The 21,649-nt window shown below is 71.3% G+C and carries 25 protein-coding genes and 1 riboswitch; of the genes, 12 read left to right on the forward strand and 13 right to left on the reverse strand.

The features are described from left to right. Positions 1-255: 255 nt before the first annotated feature. From FEF34_RS33800 to FEF34_RS33810, 3 genes are all read right to left on the reverse strand, one after another. A complete protein-coding gene (locus FEF34_RS33800) occupies positions 256-732 on the reverse strand; it encodes a C40 family peptidase (RefSeq protein WP_138056552.1) in 477 nt (158 codons plus the stop codon). Positions 733-735: 3 nt separating this feature from the next. After that, positions 736-909, reverse strand: a riboswitch (cyclic di-AMP (ydaO/yuaA leader). Between the two features lie 347 nt (positions 910-1,256). Beyond that, positions 1,257-1,565: a hypothetical protein gene (locus FEF34_RS33805; protein WP_138056553.1), complete on the reverse strand. Its 309-nt coding sequence runs from the start codon at positions 1,563-1,565 to the stop codon at positions 1,257-1,259. 7 nt (positions 1,566-1,572) lie between these two features. After that, positions 1,573-2,208: an ATP-dependent Clp protease proteolytic subunit gene (locus FEF34_RS33810; protein WP_138056554.1), complete on the reverse strand. Its 636-nt coding sequence runs from the start codon at positions 2,206-2,208 to the stop codon at positions 1,573-1,575. Between the two features lie 105 nt (positions 2,209-2,313). On the opposite strand from FEF34_RS33810, the gene FEF34_RS33815 reads away from it, so the two are divergent. The 8 genes from FEF34_RS33815 (at position 2,314) to FEF34_RS33850 (ending at position 8,073) form a co-directional block, all read left to right on the forward strand. Beyond that, positions 2,314-2,604 (forward strand): type II toxin-antitoxin system Phd/YefM family antitoxin, encoded by a 291-nt coding sequence (locus FEF34_RS33815; RefSeq protein WP_138056555.1) that lies wholly within the window; start codon positions 2,314-2,316, stop codon positions 2,602-2,604. Positions 2,605-2,833: 229 nt separating this feature from the next. Then, complete coding sequence (locus FEF34_RS33820; RefSeq protein ID WP_138056556.1) at positions 2,834-3,124, forward strand: hypothetical protein; 291 nt, start codon at positions 2,834-2,836, stop codon at positions 3,122-3,124. 136 nt (positions 3,125-3,260) lie between these two features. Further along, a complete protein-coding gene (locus tag FEF34_RS33825; RefSeq protein WP_199800711.1) occupies positions 3,261-3,563 on the forward strand; it encodes an urease subunit gamma in 303 nt (100 codons plus the stop codon). An 11-nt stretch (positions 3,564-3,574) separates the two neighbouring features. Beyond that, positions 3,575-3,922: an urease subunit beta gene (locus tag FEF34_RS33830; RefSeq protein ID WP_138056557.1), complete on the forward strand. Its 348-nt coding sequence runs from the start codon at positions 3,575-3,577 to the stop codon at positions 3,920-3,922. Further along, positions 3,915-5,636 carry an urease subunit alpha gene (locus FEF34_RS33835; protein ID WP_138056558.1) on the forward strand — a complete coding sequence of 574 codons (1,722 nt, stop codon included), beginning with the start codon at positions 3,915-3,917 and terminating at the stop codon, positions 5,634-5,636. Before FEF34_RS33830 ends, FEF34_RS33835 begins: the two co-directional genes overlap by 8 nt. Before the next feature lie 2 nt (positions 5,637-5,638). Next, positions 5,639-6,469 (forward strand): urease accessory protein UreF, encoded by an 831-nt coding sequence (locus FEF34_RS33840; RefSeq protein ID WP_234042651.1) that lies wholly within the window; start codon positions 5,639-5,641, stop codon positions 6,467-6,469. A 169-nt stretch (positions 6,470-6,638) separates the two neighbouring features. Next, positions 6,639-7,325 carry an urease accessory protein UreG gene (ureG, locus tag FEF34_RS33845; protein ID WP_138056559.1) on the forward strand — a complete coding sequence of 229 codons (687 nt, stop codon included), beginning with the start codon at positions 6,639-6,641 and terminating at the stop codon, positions 7,323-7,325. Positions 7,326-7,332: 7 nt separating this feature from the next. Next, entirely contained in the window at positions 7,333-8,073 is a 741-nt protein-coding gene (locus FEF34_RS33850) for an urease accessory protein UreD (protein ID WP_138056560.1), read from the forward strand. Positions 8,074-8,253: 180 nt separating this feature from the next. Here FEF34_RS33850 and FEF34_RS33855 read toward each other — a convergent pair whose 3' ends face one another. Continuing rightward, positions 8,254-8,970, reverse strand: a complete 717-nt coding sequence (locus tag FEF34_RS33855) for a lysophospholipid acyltransferase family protein (protein ID WP_138056561.1) — start codon at positions 8,968-8,970, stop codon at positions 8,254-8,256. Between the two features lie 192 nt (positions 8,971-9,162). Here FEF34_RS33855 and FEF34_RS33860 point away from each other — a divergent pair, with 192 nt between their 5' ends. Continuing rightward, positions 9,163-9,630 carry a ketopantoate reductase family protein gene (locus tag FEF34_RS33860; RefSeq protein WP_138056562.1) on the forward strand — a complete coding sequence of 156 codons (468 nt, stop codon included), beginning with the start codon at positions 9,163-9,165 and terminating at the stop codon, positions 9,628-9,630. Here FEF34_RS33860 and FEF34_RS41625 read toward each other — a convergent pair. The 5 genes from FEF34_RS41625 to FEF34_RS33880 all read right to left on the reverse strand — a co-directional run bounded on the left by FEF34_RS41625 (position 9,596) and on the right by FEF34_RS33880 (position 14,196). Continuing rightward, complete coding sequence (locus FEF34_RS41625; RefSeq protein ID WP_171053197.1) at positions 9,596-9,754, reverse strand: hypothetical protein; 159 nt, start codon at positions 9,752-9,754, stop codon at positions 9,596-9,598. The two genes, FEF34_RS33860 and FEF34_RS41625, sit on opposite strands and share 35 nt — an antisense overlap. Before the next feature lie 177 nt (positions 9,755-9,931). After that, a complete protein-coding gene (locus tag FEF34_RS33865) occupies positions 9,932-10,891 on the reverse strand; it encodes a cytochrome c oxidase assembly protein (protein ID WP_138056563.1) in 960 nt (319 codons plus the stop codon). A 106-nt stretch (positions 10,892-10,997) separates the two neighbouring features. After that, a complete protein-coding gene (locus FEF34_RS33870; protein WP_138056564.1) occupies positions 10,998-12,023 on the reverse strand; it encodes a 6-phosphofructokinase in 1,026 nt (341 codons plus the stop codon). A 168-nt stretch (positions 12,024-12,191) separates the two neighbouring features. Continuing rightward, positions 12,192-12,920 (reverse strand): type 1 glutamine amidotransferase, encoded by a 729-nt coding sequence (locus tag FEF34_RS33875; RefSeq protein ID WP_138056565.1) that lies wholly within the window; start codon positions 12,918-12,920, stop codon positions 12,192-12,194. Positions 12,921-12,948: 28 nt separating this feature from the next. Then, the gene (locus FEF34_RS33880; RefSeq protein WP_138056566.1) at positions 12,949-14,196 is read right to left on the reverse strand and encodes a Mur ligase family protein; all 1,248 of its coding nucleotides are present in this window, start codon (positions 14,194-14,196) and stop codon (positions 12,949-12,951) included. Between the two features lie 126 nt (positions 14,197-14,322). Between FEF34_RS33880 and def the strand changes: the two genes are divergently transcribed. Further along, a complete protein-coding gene (gene def, locus FEF34_RS33885) occupies positions 14,323-14,865 on the forward strand; it encodes a peptide deformylase (protein WP_138056567.1) in 543 nt (180 codons plus the stop codon). A 64-nt stretch (positions 14,866-14,929) separates the two neighbouring features. Here the strand turns inward: def and FEF34_RS33890 are convergent, their stop codons facing one another. Then, complete coding sequence (locus FEF34_RS33890) at positions 14,930-15,580, reverse strand: TetR family transcriptional regulator (RefSeq protein ID WP_138056568.1); 651 nt, start codon at positions 15,578-15,580, stop codon at positions 14,930-14,932. A 158-nt stretch (positions 15,581-15,738) separates the two neighbouring features. On the opposite strand from FEF34_RS33890, the gene FEF34_RS33895 reads away from it, so the two are divergent. Continuing rightward, positions 15,739-16,995, forward strand: a complete 1,257-nt coding sequence (locus FEF34_RS33895; protein ID WP_138056569.1) for an acyl-CoA dehydrogenase family protein — start codon at positions 15,739-15,741, stop codon at positions 16,993-16,995. 74 nt (positions 16,996-17,069) lie between these two features. On the opposite strand, the gene FEF34_RS33900 is transcribed toward FEF34_RS33895, so the two are convergent. Next, positions 17,070-17,558, reverse strand: coding sequence for a glutathione peroxidase (locus FEF34_RS33900; protein ID WP_138056570.1), 489 nt, complete (start codon positions 17,556-17,558; stop codon positions 17,070-17,072). A gap of 92 nt (positions 17,559-17,650) precedes the next feature. Between FEF34_RS33900 and FEF34_RS33905 the strand changes: the two genes are divergently transcribed. Further along, the gene (locus FEF34_RS33905; RefSeq protein ID WP_138056571.1) at positions 17,651-18,058 is read left to right on the forward strand and encodes an LppU/SCO3897 family protein; all 408 of its coding nucleotides are present in this window, start codon (positions 17,651-17,653) and stop codon (positions 18,056-18,058) included. 50 nt (positions 18,059-18,108) lie between these two features. Here the strand turns inward: FEF34_RS33905 and FEF34_RS33910 are convergent, their stop codons facing one another. Both FEF34_RS33910 and FEF34_RS33915 read right to left on the reverse strand, forming a co-directional pair. Then, on the reverse strand, positions 18,109-19,044 hold the full coding sequence (locus FEF34_RS33910) for an acyl-CoA thioesterase (RefSeq protein WP_234042652.1): 936 nt from the start codon (positions 19,042-19,044) through the stop codon (positions 18,109-18,111). Between the two features lie 13 nt (positions 19,045-19,057). After that, entirely contained in the window at positions 19,058-21,571 is a 2,514-nt protein-coding gene (locus tag FEF34_RS33915; RefSeq protein ID WP_138056572.1) for a DEAD/DEAH box helicase, read from the reverse strand. Between the last annotated feature and the right edge of the window lie 78 nt (positions 21,572-21,649).

Here is a 21,649-nt window from a genome sequence, read left to right on the forward strand (position 1 = left end):
GGCGTCCGGTGCACGGGGCCTCCCCGGGCCCTCCGGTCGAGGGGGTGGGGTCTGCCCCGGGCCCTCCGGCCGAGGGGGTGGGGTCTGCCCCGGACCCTCCGGTCGAGGGGGTGGGGTCTCCCCAGGCCCTCCGGGCCGAGGGGAAGATCGCAAGGCCCCGGATCGACCTCGTAGTGGGCCTACTCGGTTGATCCGGCAACGCCGCGAGTCGCCGTACCGGGCGCCGCGACGGGGCGAACGTCGCCCGATGCGGCACTAGCGCACGCGCCCGTAGCGGACGCCCTTGGACCAGATCTTGGTCAGCTTCACGACGGAACCGGTTTTCGGCGAGTGCCAGATCTTCCCGGCCCCGGCGTAGATACCGACGTGGTACACGTACCCCCGCGAGTGGAAGAACACCAGGTCACCCCGTTGCCGCTGGGAGGCGGAGATGTGACGGGTGCGGTTGTACTGCTGCTGGGCCGTGCGCGGCAGTTGCTTGCCCGCCTTCTTGTAGGCGTAGAGCGTGAGCCCCGAGCAGTCGAAGCGGCTCGGACCGGTGGCCCCGTACCCGTACGGGGCCCCCTTCTTCGACGCGGCGACCTTGAGAGCCTTCGTCGCGTGCGCCGAGGCCGCCTGTGCCTCCGGCGCACCGCCCGGCACGATCAGCGAGCCACCGACGGCGGCGATCGTGAGTGCCGAGACGGCGCCCGTCCGGGACAGCAGGGACGGGAGATGTGTCTGCGCAGTCATGCGCAACCCTTCGTCAGCCGCCTGTGAAGGATGACCTGTCGGGTTCGGACTGGCGAAGGCGCCCGGCCGTTCACACGGCTTCACCCCAAGGACCAGCCACCGTTCCGGTGGCCGGCCCGCAATGCTGGGTCCTCCACTCCTGCCGAAGCCCTCATGTCGACCAGGCATCCGGTGCGGCGGCAGGACTCGGCGTCCGCCCGGACCGCCCCGCCGCGGTGGCGGGGGCTTGTCGTCCCAGGGATCTTGACCCACGAACTGTCGGATTTCCGAGTCGAAACGACGATTTGTGAGGCTCCTCACCACTGATCTGTTCGAGTGGACAGGGCCGTTCGGGGGACCGGGTGTCGCCGGGTGACGAGCCCCGTACCTGCGGCGGAGCGCTTCGTTGGGCCGATCGGGCGATATGGTTGCGCAACTTGCACCGGACGAAAGTCGAAGCCCTCACTGGTCCGGATGGGCGACACCCGGTCGTACGCTTCTCGGGCGGGTCGCAGGCGTCGGATCGCCCCTTTCGCGGTGGATCGTCAACTCTGGTACTCCGATGGCACGGTGATCCGGGAGGCTCGGCGATCTCCGCCCAATAGCCGTAGCGCGCGGGCCAATGTGACGGTGTGCAGCTCGCTCTCGCCGCGCATATGCATGACCGTCAGGGCGTCGCGGAGCGCCGTGGCCCGCGCGACCAGGGCCTGTGCGGCGCGGAGGGCTCCATACGTGTGTGTCCCGCGTGCCGGGTTGATCCTTCCCAGCTGGTCGACCACTTCGAGATAGCTGTCGACGAACGCGCTCTCGGCGCGTGTCATTGCGGGCAGCGGCGGCGGTTCGGGTGGCAGCACCGCCCGCTCACCAGCGGCCGGCGGAAGTGAGGGACGTCTTCCGGTTCTTGATGATGTGATCGACCAGCCCGTAGTCACGGGCTCCAGCGGCGTCGTACACGGTGTCGCGGTCGAGGTCGGCGGCGACGCGTTCGGCGCTCCGGCCGGTGTGGCGGGCGAACATGGCCGTGAGCTGCTCCCGCAGCCGCAGCAACTCCTGTGCCCGGATGCCCAGATCGGTGGGCTGCCCCCGCACCGGCTCGGGCAGCGAGGGCTGCTGGACGACCACGCGGGCACCGGGCAGGGCCGCGCGCCTGCCCGGGGTTCCGGCTGCGAGCAGTACGGCGGCGGTCGACGCGGCCTGTCCCAGGCAGGTGGTGACGACGTCGCAGGTCACCGTCTGCATCGTGTCGTAGATGGCGGTCATGGCGCTGACGGGGCCGCCGGGCGAGTTGATGTAGAGCGAGATGTCCTGGTCCGGCGCGGCGTACTCCAGGTACAGGAACTGTGCGATGACGTCGTTGGCGCAGGTGTCGTCGACCGGAGTGCCGAGGAAGACGATCCGTTCGTCGAGCAGCCTGGCGTAGGGGTCGAGCGTGCGCTTCCCGTCGCTCGTGTGTTCGGTGAACTCGGGCAGGACATGGCGGGCGGACGGACCGTTCACGACGTACCACTCCTCAAGCGGCCGCACCCGGCGGCCAAGTCTGCGGCGTCTGCTAGGACCTCGGTAAAAAATGTACAGGACGTACATTCCTTTATGATGGGGAGCATGGCCTACGAGATTCCGGTGACGCAAGCCCGAGCTGAACTCGCCGAGCTGATCAATCGCGTCGTCTACGGCGGCGAACGGGTTGTCGTGACCCGGCACGGGAAGCCGCTCGTGGCCCTGGTGTCCGCGGCTGACCTGGAGCGATTGGAGGCCGCGGGGCAGGCCGCCGAGGAGTCCGGGATCACCTCCGTGTCGTCGCTGCGCTCCACGGAGCCGTCCGCTCCCGGCGAACGCGGCCGCTTCGGCATCGCGGCGGAGCACCGGCCACCCGGCACGGGCGGCTGCTCCTGACCGGCCGGCGCGCCACGGCGCCGGCCGGGACGTCACCCGGGGGCACGGCGGACGGCATCGCCACGGCTCCGTATACCACGCGGTCCCCGATCGCCTCCCGGGCCGCGCCCTGCCGTCGTGGCGGTGCGCGTCGAACGCCCCCTGCCGGTGCTCGACGTGCCGGTCCAGGGGGCGGCAGCGGAGGCGGGGCCCGTGAAGCCGACGGGCGGATCGTGCGATGCCGTGCGGGATGCGGGCCAGGCGAAAGGCCCCGAGGGCGAGGGCCGCGACGGCCGGAAGCGGGAGCGCCACCGCGATCCCGTGGCGGGCCGGGGAGGCGCCGGGCACGGCCCGTCGCGGAGCGAGCGGGATCCAGGCCGGCGAGCCCGCGGACCACGTGGCCAGCGCGGTGATCGCCACGGCCCGGGGTTCCGCCGCGCGGCAGGCGCTCTTCGGTGACATACGCGTCGGCACACGCGTCGAGGTGCCGGAGGGCGGGCTGCCCGCGCTCATGCCCATGCAAGTGCCAAAGATCAGTTAACGCGCCGGAAAAACTTCCGGCCTAACGTTCAAGCCTTGGCGGCGGAAAGGCCGTGGAGGGTCAACAGACCGTTGACGCCCACTACCGTCCGCCGCACCCGGTTGCGTCCGGGCAGGCCGACTGTGAGGTGGAGAACGTGCAACTGACGCCGCATGAGCAGGAACGGCTGCTCATCCATGTCGCCGCGGACGTCGCGGAGAAGCGCAGGGCGCGCGGGGTGAGGCTCAACCACCCCGAGGCCCTCGCCCTCATCACCACGCACATCCTGGAGGGCGCCCGCGACGGGCGCACCGTCGCCGAGATCATGGCGTCCGGACGGAAGGTGCTCACCCGCGACGACGTCATGGACGGGATCCCGGAGATGATCCACGACGTCCAGGTCGAGGCGACGTTCCCCGACGGGACCAAGCTCGTCACCGTCCACGACCCGATCGTCTGACGGGAGTGCCGATGATCCCCGGAGAGATCCTGCACGCCGAAGGACCGGTCAGGCTCAACGAGGGCCGCGAGGCCACACGGCTGACCGTCCTCAACGCGGCCGACCGGCCCGTACAGGTCGGCTCCCACTACCACTTCGCCGAGGCCAACCCCGGTCTGGACTTCGACCGCGCGGCCGCGCGCGGCCTCCGGCTGAACATCGCCGCGGGCACCGCCGTCCGGTTCGAGCCCGGAGTCCCCGTCGAGGTCGAACTCGTACCGCTCGCCGGGCTGCGCGTCGTCGCGGGTCTGCGCGGCGAGACCGCGGGACCGCTCGACACGAGCGGGACCCCGGCGGAGAACGGAGCCACCCGTGCCTGAACTGACGCGCGCCGCTTACGCCGATCTCTTCGGCCCCACGACAGGTGACCGGATCCGTCTCGCCGACACCGATCTCCTCGTCGAGATCGAGGAGGACCGCTCGGGCGGCCCCGGACGCGCGGGCGACGAAGCGGTCTTCGGCGGTGGCAAGGTGATCCGCGAGTCCATGGGCCAGTCCCGTGTGACACGGGCGGAGGGTGCCCCGGACACGGTCATCACCGGTGCGGTGATCATCGACCACTGGGGAGTCGTCAAGGCCGACATCGGCATCCGCGACGGCCGGGTCGCCGGTATCGGCAAGGCGGGCAACCCGGACACGATGGACGGGGTCCACCCGGACCTCGTCATCGGGCCGGAGACCGAGGTCATCGCGGGCAACGGGAAGATCCTCACCGCGGGCGCCGTCGACGCCCACGTCCATTTCATCTCGCCCACGGTCGTCGAGCAGGCCCTGACCTCCGGGATCACGACCCTCGTCGGCGGGGGCACCGGACCCGCCGAGGGGACCAAGGCGACCACGATCACCCCCGGCCCCTGGCACCTCGCCCGGATGTTCGAGGCGCTCGAGTCGTTCCCCGTCAACATCGGGCTGCTGGGCAAGGGCAACACGACGTCCCGCGAGGCCATGTACTCCCAACTGCGCGGCGGCGCGCTCGGCTTCAAGATCCACGAGGACTGGGGTGCCACACCGGCCGTCATCGACGCCTGCCTCGGCGTGTGCGAGGAGACCGGCGCACAGCTCGCCATCCACACCGACACTCTCAACGAGGCCGGCTTCGTGGGCGACACCCTCGCGGCGATCGCGGGCCGCACGATTCACGCCTACCACACGGAAGGGGCGGGCGGAGGGCACGCGCCGGACATCATCACGGTCGTCTCGGAGCCGTACGTCCTGCCCAGCTCCACCAACCCGACGCGACCGCACACCGTCAACACCATCGAGGAACACCTCGACATGCTGATGGTCTGCCACCACCTCAATCCGGCGGTGCCGGAGGACCTCGCCTTCGCCGAGTCCAGGATCAGGCCGTCGACGATCGCCGCCGAGGACGTCCTCCACGACATCGGCGCCATCTCCATCGTGTCGTCCGACTCCCAGGCCATGGGGCGCGTCGGCGAGGTCGTGCTGCGCACCTGGCAGACCGCGCACGCGATGAAGCGGCGCCGCGGCGCCCTGCCGGGCGACGGCCGCGCGGACAACCTGAGGGCCCGGCGGTACGTCGCCAAGTACACGATCAACCCGGCCGTGGCCCAGGGTCTGGACCACGAGATCGGCTCGGTCGAGCCCGGCAAGCTCGCGGATCTGGTCCTGTGGGAGCCGGCCTTCTTCGGGGTGAAGCCCCAACTCGTGCTCAAGGGCGGACAGATCGCCTACGCACAGATGGGCGACGCCAACGCCTCCATCCCCACCCCCCAGCCCGTGCTCCCGCGCCCCATGTTCGGCGCGCTCGGCCGGGCCCCGGCCGCGAACTCGTTCAACTTCGTGTCCGAGGCGGCGGTCGAGGACGGACTGCCCGAACGCCTCGGCCTGGGCAAGCGCTTCGTCCCGATCCGCAGCACTCGCGGCGTCACCAAGTCGGACATGAAGGAGAACGACGTCCTGCCCCGCGTCGAGGTCGACGCCGACACCTTCACGGTCACCATCGACGGCGACCCGGTGGAGCCCGCGCCCGCCGAGGAACTGCCCATGGCCCAGCGCTACTTCCTGTTCTGATCATGAGCGAAGTCATGGATCCGCACACGGAGGCCCCTTTGCGCGGCCTCCGTCAACTCCCGTCGCCCGGCCGGGACCAGTGCGCCGGGGCCGCCGGGGACGGGCACGCGGCCGGGGGAGCGCGCCGGGCGGAGGAGGCCGGACCACGGTCCGGTGCCCCGGCGCGCGCCGCGCTGCTCGTCCTCGCCGACGGGCGGTTCCCCGCCGGCGGACACGCCCACTCCGGCGGGGCGGAGGCTGCGGTCAGGGCGGGCCGGCTCGGCGACGCCCGGGACCTCGCGGACTTCTGCCGGGGACGGCTGCACACCACGGGACTGACCGCCGCCGGTCTCGCCGCCGCTGCGGCGCTCGGGCTCGACCCGGTCGCGCTGGACGTGGCGGCCGATGCCCGCACCCCGTCCCCCGCCCTGCGCGCATCGGCACGGAGGCTCGGCCGGCAGCTGATGCGAGCCGCACGCGCCACTTGGCCGTCACCGGAACTGGACGCCCTCGCCGGCGCCCGGCCGAAGGGGGCGCACCAGCCCGTCGTGCTGGGGGTCACCGCCCGTGCCGCCGGCCTCGGCGCCGAGGACGCCGCGTACTGCGCCGCGTACGAGGCGGTCGGCGGACCGGCCACTGCCGCCGTGCGGCTGCTCAGCCTGGACCCGTACCAGGCCACCGCCGTCCTCGCCCGCCTGGCCCCCGACATGGACCGGGTCGCCGGGCGAGCGGTGGCCGCGGCCCGGTGGGCGGCCGAGCGGGGTCCCGACGCGCTTCCCGCCGCGTCGGCCCCGCTGCTGGACATCACCGCCGAGCAGCACGCCGCCTGGCCCGTACGGCTCTTCGCCTCCTAAGGGCTGTCCCGAATCCCCAGCGGGCGCACGACGACAGCTGCGGCACCTCGCTGCGTTGCCCACAGCCCCGACGCAGCCACCACTACCGCCAAGCACCACTACCGCCAAGCACCACCACCACGGAGCGCGGAGCCGCACAAGCTCCGCAGCACCACGAGGGAGCCGCCCCATGCATCTCGACCACACGCACGAGCGTCCCGGCCAGGCCGCGGTGAGCGCCGACGCAGTACGCCCCGACGGCACCCGGCGCGCGCTGCGCATCGGACTCGGTGGACCGGTCGGATCCGGCAAGACCGCCACCGTCGCCGCTCTCTGCCGGGCCCTGCGAGACCAGTTGTCCATCGCCGTGGTCACCAACGACATCTACACCCGCGAGGACGCCGAGTTCCTGCTGCGCAACGCCGTCCTGCCGCCCGAGCGGATCCAGGCCGTCGAGACCGGCGCCTGCCCGCACACCGCGATCCGCGACGACATCTCCGCCAACCTCGAAGCCGTCGAGGATCTGGAGGACGCGGTCGGACCGCTCGACCTGATCCTGGTCGAGTCCGGCGGCGACAACCTCACCGCCACCTTCTCCAAGGGTCTCGTGGACGCCCAGATCTTCGTGATCGACGTGGCCGGAGGCGACGACATCCCGCGCAAGGGCGGACCGGGAGTCACCACCGCGGACCTCCTCGTCGTCAACAAGACCGACCTCGCCCCCTACGTAGGCTCCGATCTCCAGCGCATGGCCCGCGACGCAAAGGAGCAACGGGGGGAACTCCCCGTGCTCTTCACCTCGCTGACCGGCGAGGACGGTGTCCGTCCCGTCGCCGGGTGGGTCCGCGACCGGCTCCGCGCCTGGACCGCGGGGTGAGCGCCGGATGAGCGTCCGGGCGACCGCACGGATCGTCGCCGAACACGACGGGCTCCCCGTGCTGGAGAGCGACGGTCCGCTGGCCCTGCGCCGCACCCGTGCCGGCGGACCGTACACGCGCGTCACCGTGGTCGGCGCCATGAGCGCCCCGCTCGGCGGGGACCGGCTCGCGATCGAGGCGCACGTGCGCGAAGGCGCGCGGCTGCACGTGGACTCCGCAGCGGCCACCGTGGCGCTGCCAGGGCGCACCCCGGGAGCCGCCGACTACGACATCTCGCTGGACGTGGGGGAGGGCGCCGAACTGCGCTGGCTGCCCGAGCAGCTGATCTCGGCGCGCGGCAGCGAGCTGCGGATGCACACACGTGCGGTGCTGGCCGCGACGGCGCGTCTCGTGCTGCGCGAGGAGCAGATCCTCGGCCGGCACGGCGAGGAGACCGGCACTCTCACCACACGTCTCACCGTCCGTCGCGCGGGCCGCCCCCTGCTGGACCAGGAACTCGCCCTCGGTCCCGGCGCACCCGGCGGCTGGGACGGCGGTGCGGTGCTCGGCGGGCACCGGGCGGTCGGCCAACTGCTCGTGGTGGACCCCGGTTTCGACGACAAGCCCCCGGAGCCGCGGCGGCTCGGGGAGACCGCCGTGCTCACCCCCCTCGCGGGGCCGGCCTTGCTGGTCACCGCGGTCGCCCCGGACGCGCTGCGCCTGCGCGGGCTGCTCGACACCGCCCTGGGCGATCTCGCCGGCGGCTGACCCGCGGGCCGCGCGCCCGTGCCCGGCACGAGGGCCGCACACGGGCGCGCGGCCCCATCGCGAACGCCGACGATCCGGGCACCCTCCGCCGAGGTGCCGCCACCGTCCCCGACGGGCTGTGCCGGGCCGCCGTCCGCGGCCCCCGGTCATCCGGCCCGGACCGCAGCCGTGCACCGCGCGTCAGCGTCCGAGCCGGGGAATCCGCCCGCTCTTCGACCGGTCCGCCTCGGCGGCCTTCGCCTTCACCGCGTACTCGTCGACGTACTGCTGCCCGGACAGGGCGAGGATCTCGTACATGATCTCGTCCGTCACGGCGCGCAGTACCGCCTTCTCGTTCTCCATCCCCGCGTAGCGGGAGAAGTCGAGCGGTTCGCCGAAGCGGATCGTCACCCGCTTGATCTTCGGCAGTACCTGCCCGGGAGGCTGGATCTCGAAGGTTCCGACCATCGCGCAGGGCACGACGGGCACCCGCGCGGTGAGCGCCATGACCGCGACGCCGACCTTGCCCTTGTAGAGCCGTCCGTCGTGCGACCGCGTACCCTCCGGGTAGATGCCGAGCAACTCGCCCTTGCCGAGCACGCCGAGGCCCTCACGGATGGCCGCCTGGCCTGCCTCCTTGCCGGAACGGTCCACCGGGATCTGTCCGGCGCTGCGGAAGAAGGCGGCCGTCAGCCGGCCCTTGATCCCCGGTCCGGTGAAGTACTCGGCCTTGGCGAGGAAGGTGATGCGCCGCTTCAGGATGGCCGGCATCAGGAAGTGGTCGGAGAACGACAGGTGGTTGCCGGCGACGATCGCCGCGCCGTCCGCCGGGATGTGCTCGAGGCCCTCGATCCTGGGCCGGAACAGCAGCCGCAGCAGCGGCCCCAGGATGACGTATTTGAGGACGTAGTAGAACACGATGTCGCTCCCAACTCTGCCGATGCGGCTCAGGGGCCGCGTGGTGCCGGATCAGGGCGCGAATGCACCCGGCACATCGATCCGCACGGTCGGTCGTCCGTCCCTGGTCCGACCGGACTCGTGCCGACTGCCTTGCCCAGTTGTATGACAGCCCTTCGGGCGCCGCCATGGGTAGGTAGGTGGACGCTGCGGATGCCGTGGTGGCCGATCGTCGTCAGGTGGGTTTTGACGCCGGCCGGCCCGGCGGCCGGAGTGTCGCGACGCGGCGGGCGTGACACGGAGGAGTCGGGGGCGGCGGGCACGCCCACCTTCGGCGAGTGGGACGACAAGGGGAATCCGCGCGTGGAGCGCCTCAGGGCGGCCCTCGACGCGGCCGGAGTGACCGTCGGCGTGCCCGACGACATCCGGCGGGAGCTGTGGGCGACGTTCCTGTCCGTCGCCCCGCTCGGGGGCCTCGGTGCCGTCACGGAAGCCACGATCGGCGAGTTCCGCTGGTGGCCCGGCTCCCGGCGGCTGCTGGGAGAGGCCATGGCCGAGTCCACCGGCGCACGCAGGCACACGGCATTGCGCTCCCGTGCGGGGGGACACGCCCGACGACGACGGGCGGACCGGCAGCCCGACGCCCTCAGGTGGGCCTGGACACGAGCATCCCCACGGTGACGAGGCCCAGCACGACCCAGGTGAACCACAGCCAGCCGTTGCTGCCGAGCGCCACGGTGTAGGCGGTCACGACCACCAGGGACGCCACGGTCAGCACACCCATCGTCTTCGTGGAACCGGACATGCGCGCCCTCCTCCGGGCCGGTGCCGCGGCTGACGGCCGCGGCCGGGGCCGTGGTGCCATCGTCACCCCTGACCGGGGGAGCGCGCTACTCCCGGGCAGCGGCCACCGCGCTCCGGGCCGGCAGTCCGCGTGCCCGGGCGTCACCAGCCCGGCCGGGCCGCCCCGGTCCCGGCCCGGTCAGCGGCTGCGTGCCTGGAGAGAGGCCAGATACGCGTTGTAGGCCTCCAGCTCCTTGTCGCCGTCCCGGTCCGCGGCCCGGTCCTTGCGGACGGCCTGGCGCTGCTCGGAGCGGTACCACTGGAACACCAGGGCGATCAGCACCAGCACCGACGGGATCTCGCTGAAGGCCCAGGCGATGCCGCCCGCCGCGTTCTGGTCGGAGAGCGCGCTGATCCCGAGTGAGGCCGGGGGATCGGCGTACGCCCGCACCATCGGCTCGGAGGCCATCATCAGCGCGATACCGAAGAACGCGTGGAAGGGCATGCCCGCGAAGAGCTCCAGCATCCGCATCACATAGCCGGGGCGGTGCGGGCCCGGGTCCACGCCCATGATCGGCCAGAAGAAGATCAGTCCGACGGCGAGGAAGTGCACCATCATCGCGATGTGGCCGGCCCTGGACCCCATGAGGAAGTCGAAGAGCGGGGTGAAGTACAGGCCGTAGAGGCTCGCGATGAACATCGGGATCGTGAACGCGGGGTGCGTGACGATCTTCATGTAGCGGCTGTGCAGCAGGGCCAGCAGCAGCTCGCGCGGTCCCTTGCGGCCGCGGCCCGCCGGCGGCAGCGCGCGCAGCGCCAGGGTGACCGGAGCGCCGAGCAGCAGCAGGATCGGCGACAGCATGCTGATCACCATGTGCTGGACCATGTGCACGCTGAACATGACCATGCCGTAGTCGTTCAGCTTGGTGCACATCACCAGCGCGATGCTCAGCACACCTGCGGTGAAGAAGACCGTCCGGCCCACCGGCCAGGCGTCGCCGCGCCGGCGCAGCCGTGCCACCCCCCAGCCGTAGAGCGCGAGCCCCACGAGACAGCCGGCCAGGAAGAACGGATCCGAGGAGAACTCCAGCCCCCTGCCCAGCGTGAACGGCGGCAGGTCCATCGGCATCCCGTGCTCGCCGTGCCCGCTGTGATCCATCTGCCTACTCCTGGAGCGTCCTGTTTCGCGCGTGTTGTCCGGACAAGACTAGAACCGCCCCCGGTCGCAGCTGCGACCGGGGGCGGTTCCTCGCTCGGGAGGCCTCTCAGAGGACCGTCTCGGCCTCTTCGTACCGGTCCTGCGGGACGGTTTTCAGCGTCTCCACCGCCTGCGCCAGCGGCACCATCGTGATGTCCGTTCCGCGCAGCGCGGTCATCATGCCGAACTCGCCGCGGTGCGCCGCCTCCACGGCGTGCCAGCCGAACCGGGTGGCGAGGACGCGGTCGTACGCGGTCGGTGTACCGCCGCGCTGGACGTGGCCGAGGATCACCGGCCGGGCCTCCTTGCCGAGCCGCTCCTCCAGCTCGACGGACAGCTGCCGGGCGACTCCGGCGAAGCGCTCGTGGCCGTACACGTCCTTGCCGCCCTCGTCGAAGTCCATGGAACCCTCGCGCGGCTTGGCGCCCTCGGCGACCACGACGATCGCGAACCGCTTGCCGGCCTCGAACCGGGCACCGACCCGCTTGGTCAGTTCCTCGATGTCGAAGGGACGCTCGGGGACGACGATGGCGTGCGCACCGGCCGCCATGCCGGAGTGCAGGGCGATCCAGCCGGTGTGTCGGCCCATGACCTCGACGATCAGCACCCGCTGGTGGGACTCGGCGGTGGTCTTCAGCCGGTCGAGGGCCTCGGTCGCGACCCCGACGGCGGTGTCGAAGCCGAAGGTGACGTCGGTCGACGCGATGTCGTTGTCGATGGTCTTCGGCACACCGACGATCGGCAGACCGGCCTGGGCCAGCAGGTTCGCCGCCTTCAGCGTGCCCTCGCCACCGATCGGGATGATCGCGTCGAGGCCCAGTTCGGCGACGTGCCCCTTGGCCCGCTCGACGCCGTCGACGAGATGAGCGGGCTGTACCCGCGAGGACCCGAGGATCGTGCCGCCGCGGGCGAGGATGCCGGCGACGGCGTCGAGGTCGAGCTTGCGGTAGTCGGCCTCCAGCAGGCCTTTCCAGCCGTCGTGGAAGCCGATCACCTCGTCACCGTGGTCGACGACGGCGCGGTGCACGACAGAGCGGATGACCGCGTTGAGCCCGGGGCAGTCGCCGCCGGAGGTGAGGACACCAATGCGCATAGCCCGAAAACCTTTACAACGTGGGCCGACTCCCGGACCACGTCGTCCGGTTGGATCCCTGCCACCCTACCGGCGCAAGGTGGCGGGTGCCGAACCGGACGTCCGCACAGTGGACACCGTGTCCTCGTACGATTCGGGCTGCCGTGCGAACGGCGCTCGAGCGGCCCGTCAGGCGGGCTGGGTGGCGGCGGCGATGCGCTCCGCGCGCAGTGCCTCGTACCACCGGTCGTCGGTGGGCGGCAGCGCGTTCACGTCGAGCGCGAGCTTCAGCAGCAGATCCGCGATCTGCGGATTGCGGGCCATCACCGGACCGTGCATGTACGTGCCGAACACGGTGTCGTTGTACGCGCCCTCGGTGCCGTCCCCGGTGCCGTTCCCCCTGCCGAGGACGGTCCGGGCGAACGGCCGGGCCGTCGGCCCGAGATGCGTGATGCCCTGGTGGTTCTCGAAGCCCGTGAGCTGCGGCAGACCCAGCCGCGGGTCGATGTCCGCCAGCACGTCGCCGACGCACCGCTCGCCCTCGCCGCGGGTGGAGACCACGTCGAGCAGGCCGAGGCCGGGCTCCCGCTCGCCCAGGTCGTTGACGAACTCGTGGCCGAGGATCTGGTAGCCGGCGCAGACCGAGAAGATGATCGCACCGTTGGCGGCGGCCCGGGAGAGCCCGGCGTCGCGGCGCAGCCGTTCGGCCGCGAGGCGCTGCGGCCGGTCCTCGCCGCCGCCGATCAGATAGATGTCGCCGGACGTCGGCACCGGCTGGTCGCTGCGGACGTCGACGCGGGTGACGCCCAGGCCGCGCTGGCGCGCGCGGCGCTCCACGACCAGGGCGTTGCCCTGGTCACCGTACGTGCTGAGCAGGTCCGGGTAGACCCACACCAGGCGCAGGCTGCTGTCGCTCATGCTCTGTGTTCCTCTGCGGTGAGCCGGGTCAGTTGCCGACGCGGCGGCGGACGTCCTGGAAGGCGGTGTAGTTGGCGATCAGCTCGATCCGTCCGGGCGGGGCGAGCCCCACGGCCTCGTCGACGTCCTCGGCGACACGGAAGTCCAGCCCGGCGACCTCCAGGCGCACCGCGAGGTCCAGCTTGCGGTCGCCGATCACGAAGATCGGGTGGCCGGCGAGCCGGGTGTAGTCGACGTCCCACAGCCAGGAGGTGTCGGTGCCGTCGGCGCCGCGCGCGTTGACGGACAGGATCACCGGAGTGGGCGGCGGGTCGATCAGGGAGAACGTCTCGAGCCAGCCGGCCGGGTTCTTCGCCAGCAGCAACCGCAGGTCCCGCCCCTGGAACGAGACGACGTCGTACCGGCCGGCCACGGCCTGCACCTGGTACATGCGCTCCAGGGCCACCTGCGGCGGGACGCCGAAGACGGCGGCGACCGCGGCGGAGGTGGTGGCGTTGGCCTTGTTGGCCCGGCCCGGCAGCTGGAGGTGGATCGGCCAGGCGGACCCGTGCGGGTCGAGGACGTGGTCACCGCTGAGGGCCCAGCTCACGGCCGGCCTTCGGAAACCGCACTCGCCGCAGAACCAGTCGTCCCCCGGGCGCTGCATCACACCACCGCAGGCGGGGCAGGACCAGGCGTCGTCCTTCCACTCCTGGCCGGCGGCCACCCACACCACGTTGGCGGAGGAGGACGCGGCCCACACGATCAGCGGGTCGTCGGCGTTGGCGACGACGACGGCCTTGCTGCCGGACAGCCCCTCGCGCCACTTCTCGGCCAGCATCCGGGTCTCGGCCGCGCGGTCCAGCTGGTCGCGGGAGAGGTTGAGCAGGGCGATGGCCTTGGGCGTGGTGTCGCGGGCGACCCCGGCGAGGTACTTCTCGTCGACCTCGATCACGCCGTAGCGTGCGTCCGAGCCGCCGGCCAGCGCGGAGGTGATACCGGCCGGCATGTTCGCGCCAAGGGCGTTCGACACGACCGGGCCGGCCGCGCGCAGGGCCTCGGCGATCAGCCGGGTGGTGGTGGTCTTTCCGTTCGTCGCCGACACCAGGATCACGTCCAGGTGCTGCGCCAGCCTGCTCAGCAGATCGGGGTCGAGTTTGAGGGCAACCCGGCCGCCGATCACCGATCCGCTGCCGCGTCCCGCTGCGCGCGACACCGCCGCTGCGGCCTTGCCGGCCGTCACGGCCAGCTTGGCGCGCGGCGACAGCGGCTCTGCGTTGCCAGGGTGTCCTGCCATCGTCCTTGATCCTCCTTGCGTCGGTCGGGGTTCAGCCTATCGACCTCCGGGCGGCGGCCCGAACTGCGGCTCCGTCACGAAACCCGGAGGTCACCGGCGCGATGTGCGGAACGTACCCTTACGGCCATGCGAAACCGTCCGATCCCCGGCAGTTCCGGCCTCGTACGGGCCATGAGCCTGTTCGGCGATCCGGTGCTCCACGCGCCCTGCGAACCCGTCACCGACTTCGGCCCGACCCTGACGCGGCTGATCGAGGACATGTACGCGACCATGTACGCCGCGAACGGGGTGGGTCTCGCCGCCAACCAGGTCGGTGTTCCGCTCCGGGTCTTCGTCTACGACTGCCCCGACGACGAGGACGTCCGCCACGTCGGGCACGTCGTCAATCCGCGCCTCGTCGCCGCCGACGGCATCGAGGTGCGCGGCCCCGAGGGATGTCTGTCGCTGCCGGGCATCGAGGCGGGGACGCTGAGGTACGACCATGCGGTGGTCGAGGGAGTGACGGGGGACGGCGCGCCGGTGCGGGTCGAGGGCACGGGGTTCTTCGCCCGGTGCCTGCAGCACGAGTGCGACCATCTGGAGGGCGGGGTCTACATGGACCGGCTCACCGGCCTGCGCCGCGCCCGCGCCCTGCGCAAGGCCCGCCGCGCCCCGTGGGGTCGGCGGTAGCGGGCGTTTCCGTACCGGCACGGCGGGTCCGGCGAGGAACCCGCACCGGTGCCGGGGCCCCCTGTCAGAAGCCCGGACTGCCCGGGCGGTCCTCGGCGACGGAGAGGCCTCCCCAGAGCAGGTCCGCGAGGCTGCGCACCAACTGCGCCCGGGAGCAGGGGCGTTCCCCCAGCCACCAGTCGCCCGCGCCGTGCATCATGCCGACGATGCCGTGGGCCCAGATCCTGGCCAGCTCGTCCCCGCCGGGACCGAGGTCGACGCGTTCGGCGATCACCGTGCCCAGTTCCTCGCCGAGTCTTCGCAGCAGCGGCGCGGTGTGCCGGCCGACGTCGAAGCCCTGCTCGGACTGCTGGGAGTCCTCGGCGGGGTGCATCAGGAAGCGGTATACCTGCGGCCGGGTCTCGATCGCGGCGAGGTAGGTGTCGAGGGTGTGCTCGACACGCTCCCGCCGGTCTGAGCTGGCGTCGATCGCCGTGCGCAGTGCCGCCAGCAGACCGTCGGTGTGACGCTTGGCGAGCGCGCGGTAGAGCCCGCTCTTGTCGCCGAAGTGTCGGTACAGGATCGGCTTGGTGATGCCGGCCTCCGCCGCGATCGCGTTCATGGACGCCTGCGGGCCGTCCCGGAGCACCACGCGGTCGGCGGCTTCGAGCAGCTCGCGCCGCCGCTGCTCGGCCGACCGCTGCTGGTCGCCCTGCTGAGTGGTGGTGGTCTCCATGGTCTCTCCCCGCCCGTACTGAATCTGAGGCCTGCGCAACGTAACACTCCGCAGGGTCGGCCCGCCGACCGCTCGGTGGCGGTTGACAGTCGCTACGCGCCGGTAACAGACTGCGGTTACCGGTAGTAACATGCGTGCCCAGCACATCAGGAGGGGATATGACCGAGTTCGCGCTCGATCTCAACGAGGACCAGAAGCAGGTCCGCGACTGGCTGCACGGCTTCGCCAGGGACGTGATCCGCCCGGCCGCCGCCGAGTGGGACGAGCGCGAGGAGACCCCCTGGCCGGTCATCCAGGAAGCCGCCAAGGTCGGCATCTACTCCCTCGACTTCTACGCCCAGCAGTACTTCGACCCCACCGGGCTCGGCATCCCGATGGCCGTGGAGGAGCTGTTCTGGGGCGACGCGGGTATCGCCCTCTCCATCCTCGGCACGGGCCTCGCCGCCGTCGGTGTCCTTGCCAACGGCACCGAGGAGCAGATCGGCACCTGGATCCCGCAGATGTACGGCGACGTCGACGACGTGAAGGTCGCCGCGTTCTGCTCCTCCGAGCCCGACGCCGGCTCCGACGTCGGTGCGATGCGGACCCGAGCCGTCTACGACGAGGCCAAGGACGAGTGGGTGCTCAACGGCACCAAGACCTGGGCCACCAACGGCGGGATCGCCAACGTCCACGTCGTCGTCGCCGTCGTCGACCCCGACCTCGGCTCCAAGGGCCACGCCTCCTTCATCGTGCCGCCGAACACTCCCGGCCTCTCCCAGGGCCAGAAGTTCAAGAAGCACGGCATCCGCGCCTCGCACACCGCCGAGGTGGTCCTGGAGGACGTCCGCGTCCCCGGCTCCTGCCTGCTTGGCGGCAGGGAGAAGCTCGACGAGCGGCTCGCCCGCGCCCGGGAGCGGGCCCGGGCCGGCGGCGGTGTGGGGGTCCCCCCGGTCGAAGGCCGGGGGAGCCTGAAGAACGCCGCCATGGCCACCTTCGAGGCATCCCGCCCCGCCGTCGGTGCGATGGCGGTCGGCACCGCGCGGGCGGCGTACGACTACGCCCTCGAGTACGCCAAGGAGCGTACGCAGTTCGGCCGCCCGATCATCGACAACCAGGGCGTCGCCTTCCAACTGGCGGACATGCGCACCCAGATCGACGCCGCCCGGCTGCTGGTGTGGCGGGCCTCCTGGATGGCGGTGACCGGCAAGCCGTTCACCGCGGCCGAGGGCTCCATGTCCAAGCTCTTCGCCAGCGAGGTCGCCAAGAAGGTCACCGCCCAGGCCGTGCAGATCCTCGGCGGGAACGGCTTCACCCGCGAGTACCCCGTCGAGCGTATGCACCGCGACTCCGCCATCTACACCATTTTCGAGGGCACGAGCGAGATCCAGCGCCTGGTCATCGCCCGCACCCTCTCCGGCCTGCCCATCCGCTGACGCGCGGGTCCCCGCACGCCACGGGGCGCCGACCCGGACGTCCGGGCCGGCGCCCCGTCGCGTGCACGGGCCCGTCAGGCCGCGAGTTGCGCCTCGATCGCCGCGACGACCTCCGCGGCCTCCGGCTCCGTCCGCGGCCGGAAGCGGGCCACCACGTCGCCCTGCGGGGAGACGAGGAACTTCTCGAAGTTCCACTGCACGTCACCGGCCTCCCCGTCGGCATCGGCGAAACGGGTCAACTCGGCGTAGAGCGGATGCCGCTGGTCGCCGTTCACGTCCGACTTCTCCAGCAGCGGGAACGTCACCCCGTACGTCGCCGAGCAGAACGTGGCGATCTCCTCGGCGCTGCCGGGCTCCTGGCCCAGGAACTGGTTGCACGGCACCCCGAGCACCGTGAAACCACGGTCCGCGTAGGTCTTCTGCAGTCGTTCCAGCCCCGCGTACTGGGGTGTGAGGCCGCAGCGGGACGCCACGTTCACCACCAGCACGGCCTTGCCGCGATGCTCGGCCAGGGACGTCTCCTCGCCGGACAGAGTGTGTAGAGGGATGTCATAAACGGACATCAGGGACTCCTTCGTGCCTCGTATTTATGCGATTCTTATTCTTCGTGTAGCGTGCGCGCGTTCGATCTCCAGCGACCCGAGGAAGACCGCAGATGAGCGCACCCAAGCCCTCCCCCGCCCCGCAGGAACCGCAGTTCCCGGAGGGCCAGCCCATACCCGGCGCCGCACCCGCGCCCGCACCCGCCAAGAAGAGCAAGGTCAAGAAGTTTCTCGGCGTGGTCGCGCTCATTGTCGTCGCCGTGGTGGTGAAGTTCGGCATCGGCTACCTCTTCAACGCCCCAGTCCGAGCCGAGGCCGGCGACTGCGTCAAGGTCACCGGAGAGGAGAACAACCCCGAGGTCGAGACCAAGGGGTGCGACGACAAGGACGCCAACTACAAGGTCGTCAAGGTCGTCGAGAACAGCTTCGACGTCAACGCCTGCACCGTCGGTGAGGCCGCCCTCGCGCAGAAGTGGGACGCCGACAAGTTCGTCCTCTGCCTCGACCCCCTCAAGAAGTGATCCGCCCGCGGACGTGAGTCCGTGCGGGACGTGACGCCGGCGGGCGGCCCTCAGCCGCCCAGCCGGCGGAACAGCCCCTCCTGCACGACCGAGACGAGCAGCCGGCCCTCCCGGTCGTAGATCCGGCCGCGCGCCAGTCCCCGGCCGCCCGTGGCGACCGGGGACTCCTGGTCGTACAGGAACCATTCGTCCGTGCGGAACGGCCGGTGGAACCACATCGCGTGGTCGAGCGACGCCATGTCGAATCCGCGCGGGCCCCAGAGCGGTTCGACCGGGATGCGGACGGCGTCCAGCAAGGTCATGTCCGAGGCGTACGTCAGCGCGCACGTGTGCACCAGCGGGTCGTCCCCCAGCGGTCCGACCGCGCGCATCCACACCGCGCTGCGCGGATCGGCCACCTTGACCTCCTCCTCGGTCCAGCGCAGCCGGTCGACGTAGCGGATGTCGAAGGGCTGACGCCGCGCCATCCGCTCCAGCGTCTCCGGCAGTGCACCCAGGTGCTCGCGGATCTCCTCGCTGACGCTCGGCAGGGACTCCGGTGGCGGGAATTCCAGCCGCGGCGGGAGCTGATGCTCGAAACCGGCCTCCTCGGGCTGGTGGAAGGACGCGGTCAGATTGAAGATCGTCCGTCCCCGCTGGACCGCCGTGACCCTGCGGGTCGTGAACGACCGGCCGTCCCGGACCCGTTCGACCTGGTAGACGATCGGCATGCCCGGAATCCCCGGCCGCAGGAAGTAGGCGTGCAGCGAGTGCACCGGCCGGGTGCCGTCCGTCGCCCTGCCCGCCGCCACCAGCGCCTGGCCCGCGACCTGCCCCCCGAAGACCCGCTGCAGAGACTCGTTCGGGCTGACCCCGCGGAAGATGTCGACCTCGATCCGCTCCAGGTCGAGCAGATCGACGAGCCGCTCCACGGGACCGGACGCGGCGCGTGCGGCCTCCTCGGGGCGGCCGCCGTCGGCGGGGCCGTGTCCGGCGGGGTGGGTCATGTCCGCTCCCGTCTCAGAGCCGGCCGACGGACGTCACGCGGACGACGGCCCGGCCCTCCTCGTCGGAGGCCGCCAGGTCGACCTCCGCGCTGATACCCCAGTCGTGGTCGTCGTTCGGGTCGGCGAAGGTCTGCCGGACCCTCCAGAGACCGTGCCCGGGGTCCTCCTCGATGGCGAGCAGCTTCGGCCCCCGCGCGTCCGGACCGGTTCCGAGGTCGTCGTACTCGTCCCAGTACCCGTCCATCGCCTCGCCCCAGGCGTCCTCGTCCCAGCCCGACTCCGCGTCCAGCCGGCCCAGTTCGTCGACGCGGTCCAGCGCCGCCAGCTCCACCCTGCGGAACATGGCGTTGCGGACCAGCACCCGGAAGGCGCGGGCGTTCGCGGTGACCGGCTTGACCTGGTCGGCCTTCTCCTGGGCCTCCTCCGCGGTCTCCACCTCGGGATTGGCCAGTTGCTCCCACTCGTCGAGGAGGCTGGAATCGACCTGGCGGACCATCTCGCCCAGCCAGGCGATCAGATCCTGCAGGTCCTCGGTCTTCAGATCGTCCGGGACGGTGTGGTCCAGGGCCTTGTACGCGCTCGCGAGATACCGCAGCACGATGCCCTCGGTGCGGGCCAGCTCGTAGAAGGACGTGAACTCGGTGAAGGACAGCGCCCGTTCGTACATGTCCCGGATGACCGACTTCGGCGAGACCGGATGGTCGCCCACCCACGGGTGCGACTTCCGGTACGTGTCGTACGCGTGCCACAGCAGTTCCTCCAGCGGCTTCGGGTACGAGATCTCCTGGAGTCGCTCCATCCGCTCCTCGTACTCGACGCCGTCCGCCTTCATCGCGGCGACCGCCTCGCCCCGCGCCTTGTTCTCCTGGGCCCCGAGGATCTGCCGCGGGTCGTCGAGAGTGGACTCGACGACGGACACCATGTCCAGGGCGTATGAAGGCGATTCGGGGTCCAGCAGGTCGAAGGCCGCGAGGGCGAACGTGGAGAGCGCCTGGTTGAGTGCGAAGTCCTGCTGGAAGTCGACGGTCAGCCGGACGATGCGGCCCTGGGCGTCGGGGGCGTCAAGGCGTTCGACGATCCCTCCGTCGAGTAGCGAACGGTAGATGGCGATGGCCCGGCGGATGTGCCGGAGCTGCTGCTTGCGCGGTTCGTGGTTGTCCTCGAGCAGCTTGCGCATCGCCTCGAAGGCGTTCCCCGGGCGGGCGATCACCGAGAGCAGCATCGCGTGGGTGACCTTGAAACGGGAGGTGAGCGGCTCGGGGTCGGAGGCGATCAGCTTCTCGAAGGAGTTCTGCGTCCAGCCGACGAAGCCCTCGGGGGCCTTCTTGCGGACGACCTTGCGCTTCTTCTTGGGGTCGTCGCCGGCCTTGGCGAGGGCCTTCTCGTTCTCGACGACGTGGTCGGGCGCCTGGGCGACGACGAAGCCGGCGGTGTCGAAGCCCGCGCGCCCCGCGCGGCCCGCGATCTGGTGGAACTCCCGGGAGCGGAGCGTCCGCACACGGCTGCCGTCGTACTTGGTGAGCGCGGTGAAGAGCACCGTGCGGATGGGGACGTTGACACCCACGCCGAGAGTGTCCGTACCGCAGATCACCTTCAGCAGGCCGGCCTGCGCCAGCTTCTCCACGAGGCGCCGGTACTTGGGCAGCATGCCCGCGTGGTGCACGCCGATGCCGTGGCGGACGAATCGGGAGAGGTTCCGCCCGAACTTCGTGGTGAAGCGGAAGTTGCCGATCAGCTCGGCGATGCGGTCCTTCTCCTCGCGGGTGCACATGTTGATGCTCATCAGCGACTGTGCCCGCTCGACGGCCTGCGCCTGGGTGAAGTGCACGATGTAGACCGGTGCCTGCTTGGTCTCCAGCAGCTCGGTCAGCGTCTCCGTGATGGGGGTGGTGCGGTACTCGTAGGAGAGCGGGACCGGGCGGGCCGCCGAGCGGACGACGGCGGTCTCACGGCCGGTGCGGCGGGTGAGGTCCTCCTCGAACATCGACACGTCGCCGAGCGTCGCCGACATCAGCACGAACTGCGCCTGCGGGAGTTCGAGGAGGGGGATCTGCCAGGCCCAGCCGCGGTCCGGTTCCGCGTAGAAGTGGAACTCGTCCATCACGACCTGGCCGATGTCGGCGCCCTTGCCGTCCCGCAGCGCGATCGACGCCAGCACCTCGGCGGTGCAGCAGATGACCGGGGCGTCCGCGTTCACGGACGCGTCGCCGGTGAGCATGCCGACGTTCTCCGTGCCGAAGAGCTTGCAGAGGTCGAAGAACTTCTCCGACACCAGGGCCTTGATCGGCGCGGTGTAGAACGTGACCTCGTCGCGGGCGAGGGCGGCGAAGTGGGCACCCGCCGCGACCAGGCTCTTTCCCGAGCCGGTCGGTGTGGAGAGGATCACGTTGGCCCCGGAGACCACCTCGATCAGCGCCTCCTCCTGGGCCGGGTAGAGGGAGATGCCCCGGCCCTCGGCCCATGAGGCGAAGGCTTCGAAGAGGGCATCGGGGTCGGTGTCCGGCGGCAGCTGATCGATAAGGGTCACCCCACCATCTTGCCTGGCCTCCGGCCGGGATCGGGAACCGGCCGTCGGCAGAGAAGATCGCTACCGGTAGCCTGTCCC

The sequence above is a fragment of the Streptomyces marianii genome (genome assembly GCF_005795905.1).
GTDB lineage: Bacteria > Actinomycetota > Actinomycetes > Streptomycetales > Streptomycetaceae > Streptomyces > Streptomyces marianii.

Bases quoted from the DNA above. Each gene is read 5' to 3' on its own strand.
- FEF34_RS33830 (WP_138056557.1), top strand. From the start codon at position 3,575: ATGATCCCCGGAGAGATCCTGCACGCCGAAGGACCGGTCAGGCTCAAC.
- FEF34_RS33875 (WP_138056565.1), bottom strand. From the start codon at position 12,920: ATGAGCGACAGCAGCCTGCGCCTGGTGTGGGTCTACCCGGACCTGCTC.
- FEF34_RS33800 (WP_138056552.1), bottom strand. From the start codon at position 732: ATGACTGCGCAGACACATCTCCCGTCCCTGCTGTCCCGGACGGGCGCC.
- FEF34_RS33905 (WP_138056571.1), top strand. From the start codon at position 17,651: ATGAGCGCACCCAAGCCCTCCCCCGCCCCGCAGGAACCGCAGTTCCCG.
- FEF34_RS33815 (WP_138056555.1), top strand. From the start codon at position 2,314: ATGGCCTACGAGATTCCGGTGACGCAAGCCCGAGCTGAACTCGCCGAG.
- FEF34_RS33890 (WP_138056568.1), bottom strand. From the start codon at position 15,580: ATGGAGACCACCACCACTCAGCAGGGCGACCAGCAGCGGTCGGCCGAG.
- FEF34_RS33860 (WP_138056562.1), top strand. From the start codon at position 9,163: ATGCCGTGGTGGCCGATCGTCGTCAGGTGGGTTTTGACGCCGGCCGGC.
- FEF34_RS33895 (WP_138056569.1), top strand. From the start codon at position 15,739: ATGACCGAGTTCGCGCTCGATCTCAACGAGGACCAGAAGCAGGTCCGC.
- FEF34_RS33870 (WP_138056564.1), bottom strand. From the start codon at position 12,023: ATGCGCATTGGTGTCCTCACCTCCGGCGGCGACTGCCCCGGGCTCAAC.
- FEF34_RS33840 (WP_234042651.1), top strand. From the start codon at position 5,639: ATGAGCGAAGTCATGGATCCGCACACGGAGGCCCCTTTGCGCGGCCTC.
- FEF34_RS33820 (WP_138056556.1), top strand. From the start codon at position 2,834: ATGCGGGCCAGGCGAAAGGCCCCGAGGGCGAGGGCCGCGACGGCCGGA.
- ureG (WP_138056559.1), top strand. From the start codon at position 6,639: ATGCATCTCGACCACACGCACGAGCGTCCCGGCCAGGCCGCGGTGAGC.
- FEF34_RS33850 (WP_138056560.1), top strand. From the start codon at position 7,333: ATGAGCGTCCGGGCGACCGCACGGATCGTCGCCGAACACGACGGGCTC.
- FEF34_RS33880 (WP_138056566.1), bottom strand. From the start codon at position 14,196: ATGGCAGGACACCCTGGCAACGCAGAGCCGCTGTCGCCGCGCGCCAAG.
- FEF34_RS41625 (WP_171053197.1), bottom strand. From the start codon at position 9,754: ATGTCCGGTTCCACGAAGACGATGGGTGTGCTGACCGTGGCGTCCCTG.
- FEF34_RS33910 (WP_234042652.1), bottom strand. From the start codon at position 19,044: ATGACCCACCCCGCCGGACACGGCCCCGCCGACGGCGGCCGCCCCGAG.
- FEF34_RS33865 (WP_138056563.1), bottom strand. From the start codon at position 10,891: ATGGATCACAGCGGGCACGGCGAGCACGGGATGCCGATGGACCTGCCG.
- FEF34_RS33900 (WP_138056570.1), bottom strand. From the start codon at position 17,558: ATGTCCGTTTATGACATCCCTCTACACACTCTGTCCGGCGAGGAGACG.
- def (WP_138056567.1), top strand. From the start codon at position 14,323: ATGCGAAACCGTCCGATCCCCGGCAGTTCCGGCCTCGTACGGGCCATG.